At 62.6% G+C, this 14,484-nt stretch carries 10 protein-coding genes; 1 reads left to right on the top strand and 9 read right to left on the bottom strand.

Features of this window, described 5'->3' with window-relative positions; all coding sequences use genetic code 11:
• Nucleotides 1-33: 33 nt before the first annotated feature.
• The 8 genes from ABVV53_RS02990 to ABVV53_RS02955 form a co-directional block, all read right to left on the bottom strand.
• Nucleotides 34-2,022, bottom strand: a complete 1,989-nt coding sequence (locus ABVV53_RS02990) for a TonB-dependent receptor family protein (RefSeq protein WP_353982838.1) — start codon at nucleotides 2,020-2,022, stop codon at nucleotides 34-36.
• Between the two features lie 79 nt (nucleotides 2,023-2,101).
• Nucleotides 2,102-2,509 carry a DUF2946 family protein gene (locus ABVV53_RS02985; protein WP_353982837.1) on the bottom strand — a complete coding sequence of 136 codons (408 nt, stop codon included), beginning with the start codon at nucleotides 2,507-2,509 and terminating at the stop codon, nucleotides 2,102-2,104.
• A gap of 56 nt (nucleotides 2,510-2,565) precedes the next feature.
• Entirely contained in the window at nucleotides 2,566-4,362 is a 1,797-nt protein-coding gene (glgX, locus tag ABVV53_RS02980; protein WP_353982836.1) for a glycogen debranching protein GlgX, read from the bottom strand.
• Nucleotides 4,359-5,834, bottom strand: a complete 1,476-nt coding sequence (gene glgA, locus ABVV53_RS02975; RefSeq protein ID WP_353982835.1) for a glycogen synthase GlgA — start codon at nucleotides 5,832-5,834, stop codon at nucleotides 4,359-4,361. Before glgA ends, glgX begins: the two co-directional genes overlap by 4 nt.
• 2 nt (nucleotides 5,835-5,836) lie before the next feature.
• Nucleotides 5,837-7,099 (bottom strand): glucose-1-phosphate adenylyltransferase, encoded by a 1,263-nt coding sequence (glgC, locus tag ABVV53_RS02970; RefSeq protein WP_353982834.1) that lies wholly within the window; start codon nucleotides 7,097-7,099, stop codon nucleotides 5,837-5,839.
• A 20-nt stretch (nucleotides 7,100-7,119) separates the two neighbouring features.
• Entirely contained in the window at nucleotides 7,120-9,285 is a 2,166-nt protein-coding gene (gene glgB / locus ABVV53_RS02965) for a 1,4-alpha-glucan branching protein GlgB (protein WP_353982833.1), read from the bottom strand.
• Nucleotides 9,282-11,693 carry a glycogen/starch/alpha-glucan phosphorylase gene (locus ABVV53_RS02960; protein ID WP_353982832.1) on the bottom strand — a complete coding sequence of 804 codons (2,412 nt, stop codon included), beginning with the start codon at nucleotides 11,691-11,693 and terminating at the stop codon, nucleotides 9,282-9,284. The genes glgB and ABVV53_RS02960 overlap by 4 nt, the downstream gene beginning before the upstream one ends.
• Nucleotides 11,694-11,987: 294 nt before the next feature.
• Nucleotides 11,988-12,947 carry a hydroxyacid dehydrogenase gene (locus ABVV53_RS02955; RefSeq protein ID WP_353982831.1) on the bottom strand — a complete coding sequence of 320 codons (960 nt, stop codon included), beginning with the start codon at nucleotides 12,945-12,947 and terminating at the stop codon, nucleotides 11,988-11,990.
• Between the two features lie 120 nt (nucleotides 12,948-13,067).
• Here ABVV53_RS02955 and ABVV53_RS02950 point away from each other — a divergent pair, with 120 nt between their 5' ends.
• Nucleotides 13,068-13,988, top strand: a complete 921-nt coding sequence (locus ABVV53_RS02950; protein ID WP_353982830.1) for an SMP-30/gluconolactonase/LRE family protein — start codon at nucleotides 13,068-13,070, stop codon at nucleotides 13,986-13,988.
• Nucleotides 13,989-14,013: 25 nt separating this feature from the next.
• On the opposite strand, the gene ABVV53_RS02945 is transcribed toward ABVV53_RS02950, so the two are convergent.
• Nucleotides 14,014-14,433 carry a GlcG/HbpS family heme-binding protein gene (locus ABVV53_RS02945; protein ID WP_353982829.1) on the bottom strand — a complete coding sequence of 140 codons (420 nt, stop codon included), beginning with the start codon at nucleotides 14,431-14,433 and terminating at the stop codon, nucleotides 14,014-14,016.
• Nucleotides 14,434-14,484 lie beyond the last annotated feature (51 nt).

Genomic DNA, 14,484 nt, shown 5'->3' with positions numbered 1-14,484 from the left:
GGCGGACGCTCCAGCATCCGCCCTTCCCCCAGATCAGAACCGCGCGCGAACGCCGCCATAGACGGCGCGTCGTTCCACCGGATAGTAGATTGCCGAGTTCGACGTGGCCTCCAGAACGGCCGAGACATCGCCGATCGCCTTCGTCGCCGTCAGGTTACGCGCGTCCAGGAAGACATCGAATCCCTCGGCGACGGTTGCCCCAGCGGTGACGCCGAGAAGAGCGTAGCCATGCGCCCGATATGTGTTCTTGTAATCTGCCCATGGGCCTTGCGGCACCCACTCAACGCTCGGCGCGATATGCAGCCTGTCGCTGCCGATGCGGGCTTCGCTTCGCAGCACGTGCCGGGGTACGACGGGCAAGCGGTTGTCACCGAAGTCGGCATCGCCGCGGAAGCGAAAATCCGAGTACTGCCACATCTGTCGCAGCCGCAGCCAATCGGCCGCTTGTACCGTCAGTCCCGCTTCGACGCCTTGGTGAAGCGTGCGATCTGCGTTGAAGGTCGTTGCCGGAATGCCGCCGTTCACATTCACGTTGTACTGCAGCAGTTCGCCCTTCAGCTTCGCGCAATAGAGCGAGACGTCCCAACTCACGCGGCCCAAATTGCCACGCGTCCCGACCTCGGCGGTCCATGCCGTCTGAGGGCGGATTTGCCCGATGAAAGTGCTGACGCCGGATACTGTCTGGAAAACCTCTCCGAAGCCCGGGAATTCTGCGGATCGGCTGTAATTGCCGTAGAACTGGATGTCGGGCGCAGGCTCGAACAGCAGCCCGAACTTGGGCGAGAACTGATCGAAGTGAATGCGCCCATCCTGCGTCGGGTTCACGGAGAAGTTCACCTGCCGTTTGCGAAAGCCATCCGCGTAGATCCCGCCGGCAATCAGCGTCAGCTGACTCGATGGACTGAGCCGGACCTCGCCATAGATGCTGGCAGTGCGCGCATCCTGATCCGCATCGAATGTCAACGCACCGCGCTTGCCGTTCACATTCAAATACTGCCGCGCGCGTGTGCTGCCCCGCCGGATTTCTCCCCCGATCGTGAGGGACAGGGGGCCGGCCTCATGTTCCAGCCGTCCGAAGCCGCCGTAATCCTCCGACTTTTGATCGATGACCTGAAAGATGGGGTGAAAAAGGTCCTTGGAGTTCACGAAAGCGCCCAGCTCCAGGGTGGTGTTCCCGAAGTCGACGCGAGTGCGATTCTGCAGCCGGATCGAGTCTACGTCGCGGTGCTGATCGCCCAAACTACTTCCGGTTCGGGGGCGGGACAGCGCCACATCCTCTGTCAGTGCGCCCGGTAGCTCCTGAGCGATGTGGTTGGCGCTGCCGTAGAAGCGAGTCGTCACGGCATCGGACAACTTGGCCTGGATGTTGAGATGAACACGCAGCGAATGACGCTTCGCGTGTTCCCGATCGCCGTCGTGCGTATCGGCGCTGATCGCGCCCCACGCGCTAGCGTTTTCGTCGCCAAAGCCGGCGGACACCAAGCCCCGCAGCAAATCGAACGAGCCGCCGTCCAGCCTCGCATAGATGCCCTTGGCGCTCGCGCCGGTGGGCGTCACGCCATTGATCGCGCCGCCGAGTGTGCCCGATCCGAAGCGAAGCGCATTGGCGCCGCGATAGACCTCCAGATGATCGAAGAAGATCGGTTCGAGTTCCTGAAAGTCGCCGTTGTCGTCGGCAAGGTTGATGGACACGCCGTCCTGCAGCAGCGTGATCCCGCGCATATGGAACCCGCGCGACAGCCCGGAGCCGCGTATGGAGATGCGAACCTCCTGGCCATAGCGCGGCTGCGTGTAGACGCCGGGCGAGAAGGCCAGCGTATCGCGAAGGGAAACCACGGTCTTGTCGGCATAGTCTTCGTAGCTGACCAGGTCTGCTCCACCGGGCGTCGCGCGCACGCGCTCCTCGGCGGCATCGGCGCTGGCGCGGCCGGTCACGATAATCGTCTGATCCCCTGCACTGTCGGCGAATGCAGGCGTGGAAACAAGGCTCGCGAAAGCGAGCGCAGTGAGTGAACTCTTCATGGGATTGTTCGTCCTGAACATGGCGTTCCGGCCTTGCCGAAGCGCGTATCTACTGAGGCAGCAGCCTCACGGCCGCAGTTCAGGCGCGGAGGGGTGGTCCACGCAGCGGTGGACGCAAGTAAGCGCGCGCTGCCAGTTCCGGAGCAACGAGCGGTGCAAAACCCACCGCCAGAATGAACGCGAGCGCCAGCGCCAGCAGGATCGGGTCCGCTCCGCCAGTGCCGGCCATTCCCAACGCGGAATATGGGCAAACGACGCTCTTCGCGTGCTGGGTTCCGCGATCTTCCGGCGTCTGCTGACGCGGAACAATGATCTCACGCGTGAGATGGGCTCCGCTGGTATCGGCGCAGATCGAGACGGTCAGCACCTGGGTATCGGAGCCGAGCATGTAGCCTGCGGGAACCACCGCCTTCACCAACAACGCCATTGCGATGAGCAAGAGAGCACGCCACCGGCAGCTTAGCAGGATCTGGCGAAGGTACCTCATGCCCGCGCGCCATACCCCTGCGGCCCCAGGCTGTCACCTCGCAAGCAGTCGGCGGTCTACTCGCCCTCGCCAAGTGACACGTTTCGTGCCGACCGGTCGATTGCAAAGCAATAGGGCGCGGACGCATTGTGCGACCGGAACGCTATTTCACCGGCTCCCGGCCTCTCCCAGTCAGTCGCCGACATGGCCCCGTGCGCCCCGTACCAGGTGCCGTGCTCGGGAAATTGGGTGAACCACCCAGTTCGCTCCGCGCGCCAGGCAGCCAACCCGGCTACGAAGACCTCAAGCTCGCAGTCACGATGCTCCCAGTCCACCCAAGTCACCGCGTTATCTTGCGCATAGGCGTTGTTATTGCCTTGCTGCGTCCTGCCGAACTCATCCCCGGCGGTCAGCATGATGGTGCCAGTCGATGCGAAGAGCGTCGTCAGCATCGCCCTGGCATCAGCATTCCGGGCAGCGCATATCACGGGATCTTCAGTCGGACCCTCAGCGCCATTGTTCCACGAGTGGTTATCTCCGTGCCCATCGCGGTTCTGTTCGCCATTCGCCCAGTTATGCCGCTCGCGATATGTGACCGTATCAGCGAGGGTGAAGCCGTCGTGGGAGGCGAGATAGTTCACCGAGCGGCATGGGCCATTCCCGAATAGGTCCGACGATCCCGCGAGCCGCGTCGCCAGAGCACCAATAGAGCAATCGCCGCGCCAGAACCGCCGCACGTCATCGCGAAACCTGTCATTCCATTCGAGCCACGAAGGCGGAAACTGCCCCACTTGATAGCCACCCGGCCCGATATCCCACGGCTCTGCAATCAGCACGCGGTCAGCCAGGAGCGGGTCTAAGGCGATCTCCTCAAAAATAGGCGCGTCGGATGCGAAGCCGGGCCCGCGGGCCAGCACAGGTGCAAGATCGAAGCGGAACCCGTCTATGCCGCACTGCGCCACGAAATGGCGAAGGGAGTCCAATGTAAGGCGCCGGACATGGGGGTTTGCGAAGTCGAGCGTGTTGCCACAGCCGGTATCGTTGATCAGCGGCCCGTCGGGAGCATGGGCATACATCGCATTGTCCAGCCCCCGCAGCGAGATCACACCACCATGAACGTCACTCTCACCGCTGTGGTTGAACACCAGGTCCAAGATCACGCCGATGCCTTGTTCGTGCAAAGCAAGGACCGTGTCGCGCAGTTCCGCGACCCCGCCCGGGCACAAACCGGGTTCGAGTGCCATCATCGCCACTGGGTTGTAGCCCCAGGCATTTGCAAGGCCCAGCGGAGGCAAGTGCCGCTCATCGATCCAGGCAACGATCGGCATAAGCTCGACGGCGGTGACATGAAGCGCCTTCAAGTGCGCGAGCACCGATGGATGCGCGAGCGCGGCCACCGTTCCCCGCAACGCTTCCGGCACGTCCGGATGCAGCTTCGTGAACCCGCGGACGTTGAGTTCGTAGATCAGCCCACCTCGCTCGAAGAGCGGCGGTAGAGCGCCGAGCGGCTCGCGTGGAGCCGGGACGATCGCCTTCGGGACGATCGAAGCCGTCTCCACACCGTACTCGGCAAGCGATGGGTGCTGCACGAAGCGGCAATCCAGCTCCTGCGCATAGGGGTCGACCAGCAGCTTGCTCTCGTCAAACCAATGGCCTTGCTCAGGAGCCCATTGGCCGGCGGCGCGATAGCCATAGCGCGCACCCGAAAGATCGCCTGCGATCTCGATCGACCACGCATCCCCTTTCCGGGTCATCGGGTGCCGCGCCTCCAACGCTCCGTCGAAGAAGCAAAGCCAGACCTGCGAGGCATGCGGCGCGCGAACCCGAAAGCAGGTCTCGTTGCCTCTTACGTTAGCTCCAAGTTCTCTGGTCATTGCACTAGCGAGCGGTAGAGTTCGGCATATGCCTTGCCGCTGGCTTGCCACGAGAAGTCGCAAGCCATGCCGTTCCTCTGCAGCCGCGCCCATTCGTTCGGCTGGTCGTACAAAGCGATCGCGCGCATCAGGGCCGTGGAGAGACCCTCCACGGAAACGGCACCGTGCTGAATTCCGGTCGCGACCCCAGCCATGAGGGCCGCGGGATTGGCGTCGATGACCGTGTCCGCGAGCCCACCGGTTCTTGATACCACAGGCACGCAGCCATACGCCAAACCGTAAAGCTGGGTCAGACCGCAAGGCTCGAAACGGCTGGGAACGAGAATGACGTCTCCGCCGCCCTGCATGCGGTGAGAAAGATCCTCGTTGTACCCGATCCGCACCGAGACCCTGCCAGAATGGCGCGCCGCAGCCGCATGGAAGCCGGCCTCGAGATCGGGATCGCCTGAGCCAAGCAGCGCCAGACGTCCGCCCAGTCGCACAAGCTCGTCCACAGTATCAAGCAAGACGTCCATGCCCTTTTGCCAGGTGAGCCGGCTGATGACGACGAAGATCGGCCCTCCGGCACGCGGACTTGGCCCGGGCTCAAGTTCGAATTCAGCCTCGAGTGAGCGCTTGTTTGCCACCCGCGCCGTTAGCGTTCGGGCCGCAAAGGTCTTGGGGAGGTGTTCGTCGACTTCCGGGTTCCAGACGCCGCTATCGATGCCGTTGAGGATACCTGTCACGGCACGGCCGCGCGCGGCAATCACGCCCTGCAAGCCCATCCCATATTCCGGAGTGCGGATCTCCTGAGCGTAGGTCGGGCTTACCGTCGTGATTGCCGAGGCAGCCACAAGGCCGGCCTTCAGCAGGCTTACCCCGCCATGATACTCAACGCCGTCTATCGACCAGGCTTCAGGAGGCAGCCACAAGCCTGGGAAGATCTCTGCCCCTTGCCAGCCTTGGAAGGCCATGTTGTGAATGGTCATCACCGACGGGATGACTTGCGAGCCCTCCGGCATGCCCCAGCGCAAATATGCAGGCGCCAGTCCCGCCTGCCAGTCGTGGGCGTGGAGCAGATCGAATTTGCGCGCCTTGCCGCGCACCACCATGGCGCCGCCGGCGACATCTGCGGCAGCCCGGCTCAGGGCAGCGAAGCGGCGCCAGTTGTCGTTCCAGTCTATGCCGTAAGCATCAACGTAAGGGCCGCCCTCGCGATCGAACAGGCCGGGTGCATCAAGAACCACCAGCGGTGCGTCTCCGAGCATCCCTGCGAGCAAACGGGCAGGCTCTCCCAACAGACTGTCCCAGGCATGGACCACGCGACGCTGGGGCAATTGGGCCAGTACGGACCGGTAGCCCGGCAGAAGCGTCGTGACCTCGATCCCGTGCGGCGCCAAGGCAGCGGGCAATGCTCCCGCCACGTCGGCAAGGCCCCCTGTCTTTACGAATGGCACGGCCTCAGACGCTACCGACAATACCCGAAGCGGCATGATTAGAAGCTCAGCCGCTCAATCATTGGCTTCGTGATGAGGCACACACCGTTGCTGCTGCGGTGGAAGCGGAGAGCGTCCTCTACCGGGTCCTCCCCCACGACCAGTCCTTCCGGGATGCGCACGCCGGAGTCGACGATAACTCTGTCCAACTTCGCTCCACGCCCGATATTGCAGTGAGGCAAGATCACCGCCTCATTGCAGCTGGAGAAGCTGCCCATCTTGACGCCGGTCATCAGCAGGGATCGGCGGGCCGTTGCCCCGGAGACGATGCAGTCATTCGAGACCAGCGAGCAGATCGCGCTTCCGCGCCGGCCCTCCTCATCATGCACGAACTTGGCAGGAGCGGCCACGACAGCGTCCGACCAGATCGGCCAGTCCCGATCATACAGGTCGAGCTTGGGCACTGTGTCCGTGAGGTCGAGATTGGCATCGAAGTATGCGTCGATCGTGCCGACGTCGCGCCAGTACTCCTCCATCTCGTCGGCTGCGCGGATGCAGCTATCCGTAAAGCGGTGTGCCTGCGCCTTGCCGTGCTTGACCAGGTAGGGAATGATGTCGCCGCCGAAATCGCGCTGGGAGTTCGGATCTGCGGCGTCCCTGCGCAGCTGCTCGAACAGGAACTTCGTCTCGAACACGTAAATGCCCATCGAGGCGAGCGCCATGTCTGGCTGACCGGGAATGCCGGGCGGATCGGCGGGCTTTTCGATGAATGCGGTAATACGATCGGTCTCATCGACATGCATGACGCCGAATGCCACTGCATCCATCCGCGGCACCACGAGGCAGCCCACCGTCACGTCAGCACCCGAGTTGACGTGCTGCTGCAGCATCAACTCGTAGTCCATCTTGTAGATGTGGTCGCCCGCCAGGATCACCATGTACTTCGGCGCATGCGCCGCGATGATGTCAATGTTCTGGTAAACCGCGTCCGCGGTGCCTTCATACCACTGCGTCTCCGACACGCGCTGGCTTGCCGGCAAGATGTCGAAGCTTTCGTTGCGCTCCGGACGCATGAAGTTCCACGCACGCTGCATGTGACGGATCAGCGAGTGCGCCTTGTACTGGGTGGCGACACCAATACGCCGGATGCCCGAGTTGATGGCGTTCGAAAGCGCAAAGTCGATGATCCGGGCCTTGCCGCCGAAGTACACGGCCGGCTTGGCTCGATTGTCCGTCAGTTCTTTGAGGCGGCTGCCGCGCCCGCCTGCAAGGACATAAGCCATCGCGTCACGTGCGAGTGGCTGCCCTGTTGGTTTTCTCATTTTATGGTCCTCTCCTAGGATCAGCCTGCATATTCGAACATGAGGGTCGTCAGCGGCGGCAGCGTGATCTCGGCGACCCCGCCCTTAGCCTCGACGCGCCCCAGGTTCCCCCCACCCGCGCCGCCGTAGTGCCGGGAGTCGGTGTTCAGCACCTCGCGCCAGTAGCCGTCTTGCGGCAACGGCAGGCGATAATGGGTGAGCGAAGCCGGTGTCATGTTGCTCACCACCGCTACCGGGGCGCCGGAAGCAGCCTTGCGCAACCAGGCGAAGACAGAATTCTCCGCATCGTCAGCCACCAGCCATTCGAAACCTTCAGGTTCGCAATCCCTGCCATGGAGAGCAGGCTTCCCGCAGTAGAGACGGTTCAGATCTCGCACCAGATTGCTGACACCCCGGTGTGCGGGAGCCTCGCACAGATTCCAGTCGAGAGCCCGCTCCTCGCTCCACTCACGGCGTTGAGCGAACTCCTGCCCCATGAAGAGCAACTTCTTACCGGGATATCCCCACATCATCCCATAGTAGGCGCGAAGGTTAGCGAACTTCTGCCAGTCGTCGCCGGCCATCTTGGTGAGCAACGACCCCTTGCCGTGGACCACCTCATCGTGGCTAAGCGCCAGCACGTAGTTTTCGCTGAAGGCATAGACCATCCCGAACGTGATGTCGTCGTGGTGATAGCGCCGATGCACCGGATCGCGCGCCATGTAGCGCAGCGTGTCGTGCATGAAACCCATGTTCCACTTGAACCCAAAGCCGAGATTTTCGCGCGGCCCCTCCTCATGGGCGGGGCTGCTAACGCCGGGCCAGGCTGTCGATTCCTCCGCGATTGTAAGGAAACCGGGATGCGCGGCGTAGACGGCACGATTGACTTCGCGCAGGAACTCTACTGCCTCCCAGTTCTCACGACCGCCTTCCGAATTGGCGATCCATTCGCCAGCGTTGCGCGAGTAATCGCGATAAAGCATTGAGGCGACGGCATCCACCCGCAGCCCATCGACGTGGTAGCGCTCTGCCCAGAACAGCGCGTTGTTGAGAAGGAAGCTGCTCACTTCGCGCCGACCGAAATTGTAGATCAGCGTGTTCCAGTCCGGGTGGAAGCCCAGCTTGGGGTCTTCATGCTCGTAAAGCGCAGTCCCGTCGAAGCGAACAAGGCCGTGCTCGTCGATCGGGAAATGCGCCGGCACCCAGTCGATCAGGACGCCGATCCCTGCCCGGTGCGCACCGTCAACAAAACGCGCGAACCCGGCCGGCTCACCAAAGCGTGCCGACGGCGCGTAAAGCCCGGTGGTCTGGTACCCCCAAGAGGGATCGTAGGGATGCTCGGAAATCGGGAGAAACTGGATATGGGTAAAACCCATTTCGACGACATAGGGGATCAGACGGTCCGCCAGATCGTCCCAATTCAGAAACCAGTTCCAGCGGTCGCGCTGCCAAGATCCGGCATGAACCTCGTAGATTGACATCGGCACGCGGCGCGGGTCCACAGAGGCCCAGTGATCGCGGTGTGCCGCATCGCCCCAATCGGCCTTCGCCGGTAACGCCGTGACAGAAGCGGTGTGGGGGCGCACCTCGCTGGCGAAGGCGAAGGGGTCTGCCTTCAGCGGCTGCACAGTCCCGTCCACACCGACTATGTGGTACTTGTAGGCGCGGTATTCGCCGATGTCCGGTATGAAGATTTCCCACACGCCAACATCCTGGCGGTGCCGCATGGGGTGCCGAGCGGGATCCCAATCGTTGAAGTCACCCACCAGGCTCACCAACCGCGCGTTCGGTGCCCAGACGGCGAAGTGAACGCCATCTGCGCCCTCATGCTCGATGAGGTGCGCACCCAGCTTGTCGAACAGGCGAAAGTGCGTGCCTTCCGCTATCAGCAGATCATCAAGAGGACCAAGCACCGGGCCGAAGCTGTACGGATCGGTTACGAGCCAATCGTGCCCCTGCGCTGAACAGCGATAGCGGATCGGCTCGCGCTTCCCCGAAAAGCGCCCTTCGAACAGCCCGCGGGGGTCCACGAGCCCGAGGGGGCCAAGCGGCTTGCCCTCAAGAGTGAACGCCTCCGCTTGCTCCGCGCCGGGCAAGATCGCCCGGAGCATCGTTCCTTCCGGCCCCTCGTGCACGCCCAGAAGCGAGAACGGGTCGGTGTGCGTGCCTTCAAGCAACGCATCAATGGCGCCTTGCGGCGGCTTCACATCACTTTCCAGATATCTTTCGCATATTCACCGATCGTCCGGTCGGAGGAGAACCACCCAACGTTAGCAATGTTCCTGAGAGCCGTGGCACGCCAGCCCAGCTGATCCTGCCAGCGCAAATCAACAGCACGCTGGGCCTGGGTATAACCGTCGAAATCGGCCGCCACCATGAACCAGTCATGCTCGTAGATGCCTGCCATCAGGTCCACATAACGGTGCGGATCATCGGGCGAAAACACTCCGCTCGCTATGGCCGAAACAGCCTGGCTCAACTCAAGCGAGTTCTCGATAAGCTCGCGTGGATCGTAGCCATTGGCGCGGCGTGCCGCCACTTCCTCGGCCGTAAGCCCGAAGATGACGATGTTCTCATCGCCCACCCGGTCCTTGATCTCGATGTTCGCGCCGTCGAGCGTGCCGATAGTCAGCGCGCCGTTGAGAGCAAACTTCATGTTCCCGGTACCAGAAGCCTCCATTCCGGCGGTGGAGATCTGCTCGGAAAGGTCCGCTGCGGGAATGATGCGCTCAGCCATGCTCACGTTGTAATTCGGAACGAACAGGACTTTCAGCAGCCCGCCGACCGAAGGATCGGCGTTGATCCTTCTGGCGATGTCATTGGTCAGTTTGATGATGAGCTTGGCGTTGTGATAGCTCGACGCGGCCTTGCCCGCGAAGATCTTCACTCTCGGCACCCAGTCACGCTCCGGATGGCTCCGGATCTGGTCATAAAGCGCAACCGTTTCGATCAGATTGAGCAGCTGGCGCTTGTACTCATGGATGCGCTTGATCTGAACGTCGAACATGGCATCGGGATCGAGACGAAGGCCCATTGTCTGCTTGATGTGATCAGACAGCGCGACCTTGTTGGCGCGCTTCACTTGCGCGATCCTTTCGCCGAGCGCGGAATCATCGGCAAGCGCGTTCAGGGCAGAGAGCTTTTCCGCGTCGTCCAGGAAATCGGGGCCGATCGCATCCTTGATCGCTGCCGTCAGGCCCGGATTGCACTGCTGCAGCCAGCGGCGCGGTGTCACGCCGTTGGTCTTGTTGTTGATCCGGTCTGGATAGAGCTTGTGGAGGTCGGCAAACACCGTCTTCTTCATCAGCTCGGTGTGCAGCGCTGCTACCCCGTTCACCGAGTGACCGCCGGTGAACGCAAGGTTCGCCATCCGCACTCGCCGCTCACCGTTCTCGTCGATCAGCGAGATGGCCGCGATGGCTGCTTCGTCCAGCCCCGCCCTGTGCGCCTCCCTCAAGACGCGGCTGTTGATCGCGTAGATGATTTGCATGTGCCGCGGCAGCAGCCGTTCGAACAGAGGAAGCGGCCAGGATTCGAGCGCCTCAGGCAGAAGCGTGTGGTTGGTGTAGGATACGGTAGCCTGCGTGATTGCCCATGCATCGTTGAACTCAAGGCCGTGCAGATCAACCAGGACGCGCATCAACTCGGCCACGGCGACAGCCGGGTGCGTGTCGTTGAGCTGGATAGCGGCCTTGTCCGGAAGCGTTCGGATATCGCCGTGATGCAGGACGTGCCGGCGCACGATGTCCTGGATGGAAGCTGCTGAGAAGAAGTACTCCTGCCTCAGGCGCAACTCCTGTCCGGCCTGATGCGAATCCGCTGGATAGAGCACACGAACCAGCGCATCTGCACGCACCTGATCGGCCAAGGCGCCCGCGTGGTCGCCCGCGTTGAAAGCGTCCAGCTTGAGCGGGTCCACCGCCGTTGCGGTCCACAGCCGCAGCGTGTTCACGCGCTTGCCGCGCCAGCCAACCACGGGCGTGTCGATTGCGGTCGCCTCAACTTCCTCGGCCGCGTGCCAGACGACGCTGTCGCCATCTGCAACAACTTCACCGCCGAAGCCGATGCGATAAGTGCTCTCCAGCCGCTCGAACTCCCACGGGTTGCCATGAGCCAGCCAGGTCTCGGGCAGTTCCACCTGCCAGCCTTCGTCGATACGCTGACGGAACATGCCGTTCACATAACGGATGCCATAACCGTGCGCGGGAATGTCGAGAGTGGCCAGGCTCTCCATGAAGCAGGCCGCCAGCCGCCCAAGGCCGCCGTTTCCAAGCGCTGCGTCGGGCTCCAGTTCCTCCAGGTCGGCCAGATTTAGACCATGGCTCTCAAGCGCCTGCGTCATCTCCTCCGTCATCCCCAGGTTGGAGAGAGTATCGCGCAGGAGCCGCCCGATCAGGAACTCCATCGAGAGGTAGTAGACCCGCTTGCCGCCCTCCTCGTAAGTACGACGCGTGGAGTCGATCCAGCGATCGACCACAGTATCACGCAAGGCAAGGATCGAAGCCTTGTACCAGTCATGCAGCTTAGCCGCAGGCTCGTCCTTGCCGATACGGTGGCGCAAGACGTCCACAATATGCGCGTCTGTTTCCGAAGTGATGGCATTTGAGGTTGCCAAGGTGAACTCCTGCTTCGATTAGACTGCCGGCCCAAGCGCCAGCTGGCGACACCGGGCGTCTCTCACGGAGCCTGTAGCTCCCCTTGCGCCCGCTTGACTTGGCTACGATGGCCTTAACCATGCGGCAAAGCCCCGGATCGTGCAATGCAGGAGAAATCTGAAAGAGCCGTTACAGGCGCCCTACGAGCCTTTCCACCCAAGGCGACTCCTCGCCAGCTTTTCGGGGTCGTAGCGCATATCCTCGGCAACAGACTTCATGGCCGCCGCAACGGATTGCATGATGCGGACAGGCGATCAAACGAGCGCCAAGCCGTTGAGCAGCGTGGAAGGCCTCTCGCCTCGGTGAACGGCCTCGATGACTTTGGCGACGTGCAAGGCCATGTCCTTCATACCGGCTTCGGTCACACCCGCAACATGCGGGGAAAGCAGGGCATTGGGCAATTTGAACAGAGGGTGGTCGGCGGCAGGCGGCTCATCGTCGAACACGTCTATCCCTGCGCCACCTATGCTGCGCGCGTTCAAAGCAGCTACCAAAGCAGCCTCGTTGATGATCCCGCCGCGCGAGCAGTTCACGATGATCGCCTTGGCGTGCATTTGCGCCAGCTCATCCTCGCCTATCAAATTGCGCGTGCCTTCCGTGAGCGGAGTGTGGATCGAGATCACGTCCCGCTTCAGGATTTCGGGGAACGGCAGGGGCTCGACTCCGGCGGTCCGCATGTCTTTCTCCGAGACCATCGGGTCGTAGGCAGTGACTTCGGCTCCGAAGCCTGCGCCGCAGATCTTCGCAACATACCGTGCAATCCGGCCGAAACCGATCAAGCCCACTTTCGCGCCGGTCAGATCGCCCAAGCGGATGCCCCAGCGCTCCCCCCAGCGGTCCTCACGCACCAGCGCATCCATTTCGCGCACCTGGCGCAGCAGCCCGAGCATCAGAGCAACTGCGCCCTCGGCGACGGCGGTCGAGTTATTGCCGCCGGGCGTGTTGGCGACCATCACGCCTTGCGACGATGCTGCGGGAATATCGATATTGTCGACCCCGGCACCGTGCTTGACGATGGCCTTCAGCTTCCGCATCGAAGCGAAGGTATCCGACCCCAGCGGGCTGGTGCGGACAACGATCACGCTCGTCTCGGACAGCGTTGGGTGATCCCGCCAACCCTCCCCCTGGATGATGGTATGTCCATTGCCAGCGACCGCCTCGACACCGGCAGGGTGGATCGGATCGATGATGCAGACGACTTCGCCTGAGCTCACTGGCACCTCCTTTTAGGGTCGGATGTATACCATCCGCCCGCCCCGTCTCCTGAAAGCACTTTGCGCGACGGTCAACTGCGATTAGGCCTCACGCACAGCTGTGCAGTCGAGGAGAGTGTGATGTTCGCCGCCCCGCCCACCATCCAGGCCGAAGTCTTCTGCCGCATCCCCGACAAGTTCCGGCGCCACGAGATGAGCGAATGGGCGCGCGTGCAACTGCACGGTGCAGCCGCGCCTGCCTTCCTCGAAGGGCCGGCGTTCGACAAAGACGGTAACCTGTGGGTCACGGATATCCCTTGGGGCCGCCTCTTCAAGATCAGCCCCGATGGGGACTGCGAAGTCGGCTTCGAATACGATGGCCAGCCCAACGGCATGAAGTTCCTGTCCGACGGCCGCATCCTTGTGACCGACCACCATAAAGGCATGGTGATCTGCGACCCCGCCAATGGAAAATGGGAGTATTGGTTCGAGGGCTATCTGCTTGAGCCGTTCCTGGGCTGCAACGACCTGACGATCGCCAACAACGGCGACATCTATTTCACCGACCAAGGACAGTCCGGCTGGCATAATCCCAACGGACGGCTGTTCCGCGTCAAGAACGGAACCGGGAAACTCGAACTCCTCCTGGATGGCATCCCGAGCCCCAACGGGCTCGTGCTGAACAAGGCGGAAACTGCCCTGTTCCTGGCCGTGACGCGTGCCAACGCGATCTGGCGCCTGCCGCTACTGATGGACGGCGCAGTGGTGAGCAAAGTCGGCACCTTCATCCAGATGTCTGGCGGGAACGGACCAGATGGGTTAGCCATCGACGAGAACGACAATCTCGTCGTCTGCCACGTCGGGTTCGGCGCAGTTTGGCTCTTTAGCAATCGTGGTGAGCCCATGCTGCGCATCGACGTGCCGGAGGGGCGCTACACCACCAACGCGGCTTACGGCGGGGTGGGGAACAGGACCTTGTTCTTTACGGAATCCAGCACCGGCACCGTCTACAAAGCGGCGATGCCGGTGGCGGGGCGTCCAATTTATCCCGCCTCGGTCTAAGCGATCGAGCGTCGGCGGCTCGCCGTCAGCCGGCGGCGAGTTGCGCGGCGGCAACTCCGGCCAGTGCCGCTTCCTCGTCCTTGTCGGAGAGATCGCCGCTGACGCCCACGGCACCGAGCAGCATGCCTTGCGCGTCCTTGATCAACACCCCGCCCGCGGCCGGAATGATCTTGCCTGACCAGGCGACCGAGAGTGCAGCCATGAACTGCGGCCGCTCCGCCGCCATGTCGCCCAGCTTGCGGCTGGATACGCCCATGGCAAGCGCGCCTGCCGCCTTGCCGCTGGCAACGTCGGGCCGTCCGAAACCGGCGCCATCCTCGCGCTCCATACCGACCAGGTGCCCGCCGGCGTCGAGCACGACGACTGTCAGCGGGTTGAGCCCCATCTCGCGCCCTTTCGCACGCGTAGTGGCGATGACAGTGCGAGCCTGTTCGAGGCTGAACATGTGCGAGATCCTTTGCGACGTACCAAACAAGGCACCTGCCTAGCGGCCGAT

Origin of the sequence: Novosphingobium kalidii (assembly GCF_040534015.1) — a bacterium.
Lineage (GTDB): Bacteria > Pseudomonadota > Alphaproteobacteria > Sphingomonadales > Sphingomonadaceae > Novosphingobium > Novosphingobium kalidii.
Note: the sequence above shows the minus strand (reverse complement) of the source record. Positions and strands in the feature narration are given on the sequence as shown.

Excerpts from the sequence above, each read along its gene's own strand:
- ABVV53_RS02990 (WP_353982838.1), bottom strand. The coding sequence starts at position 2,022 with ATGAAGAGTTCACTCACTGCGCTCGCTTTCGCGAGCCTTGTTTCCACG.
- ABVV53_RS02985 (WP_353982837.1), bottom strand. The coding sequence starts at position 2,509 with ATGAGGTACCTTCGCCAGATCCTGCTAAGCTGCCGGTGGCGTGCTCTC.
- glgX (WP_353982836.1), bottom strand. The coding sequence starts at position 4,362 with ATGACCAGAGAACTTGGAGCTAACGTAAGAGGCAACGAGACCTGCTTT.
- glgA (WP_353982835.1), bottom strand. The coding sequence starts at position 5,834 with ATGCCGCTTCGGGTATTGTCGGTAGCGTCTGAGGCCGTGCCATTCGTA.
- glgC (WP_353982834.1), bottom strand. The coding sequence starts at position 7,099 with ATGAGAAAACCAACAGGGCAGCCACTCGCACGTGACGCGATGGCTTAT.
- ABVV53_RS02950 (WP_353982830.1), top strand. The coding sequence starts at position 13,068 with ATGTTCGCCGCCCCGCCCACCATCCAGGCCGAAGTCTTCTGCCGCATC.
- ABVV53_RS02945 (WP_353982829.1), bottom strand. The coding sequence starts at position 14,433 with ATGTTCAGCCTCGAACAGGCTCGCACTGTCATCGCCACTACGCGTGCG.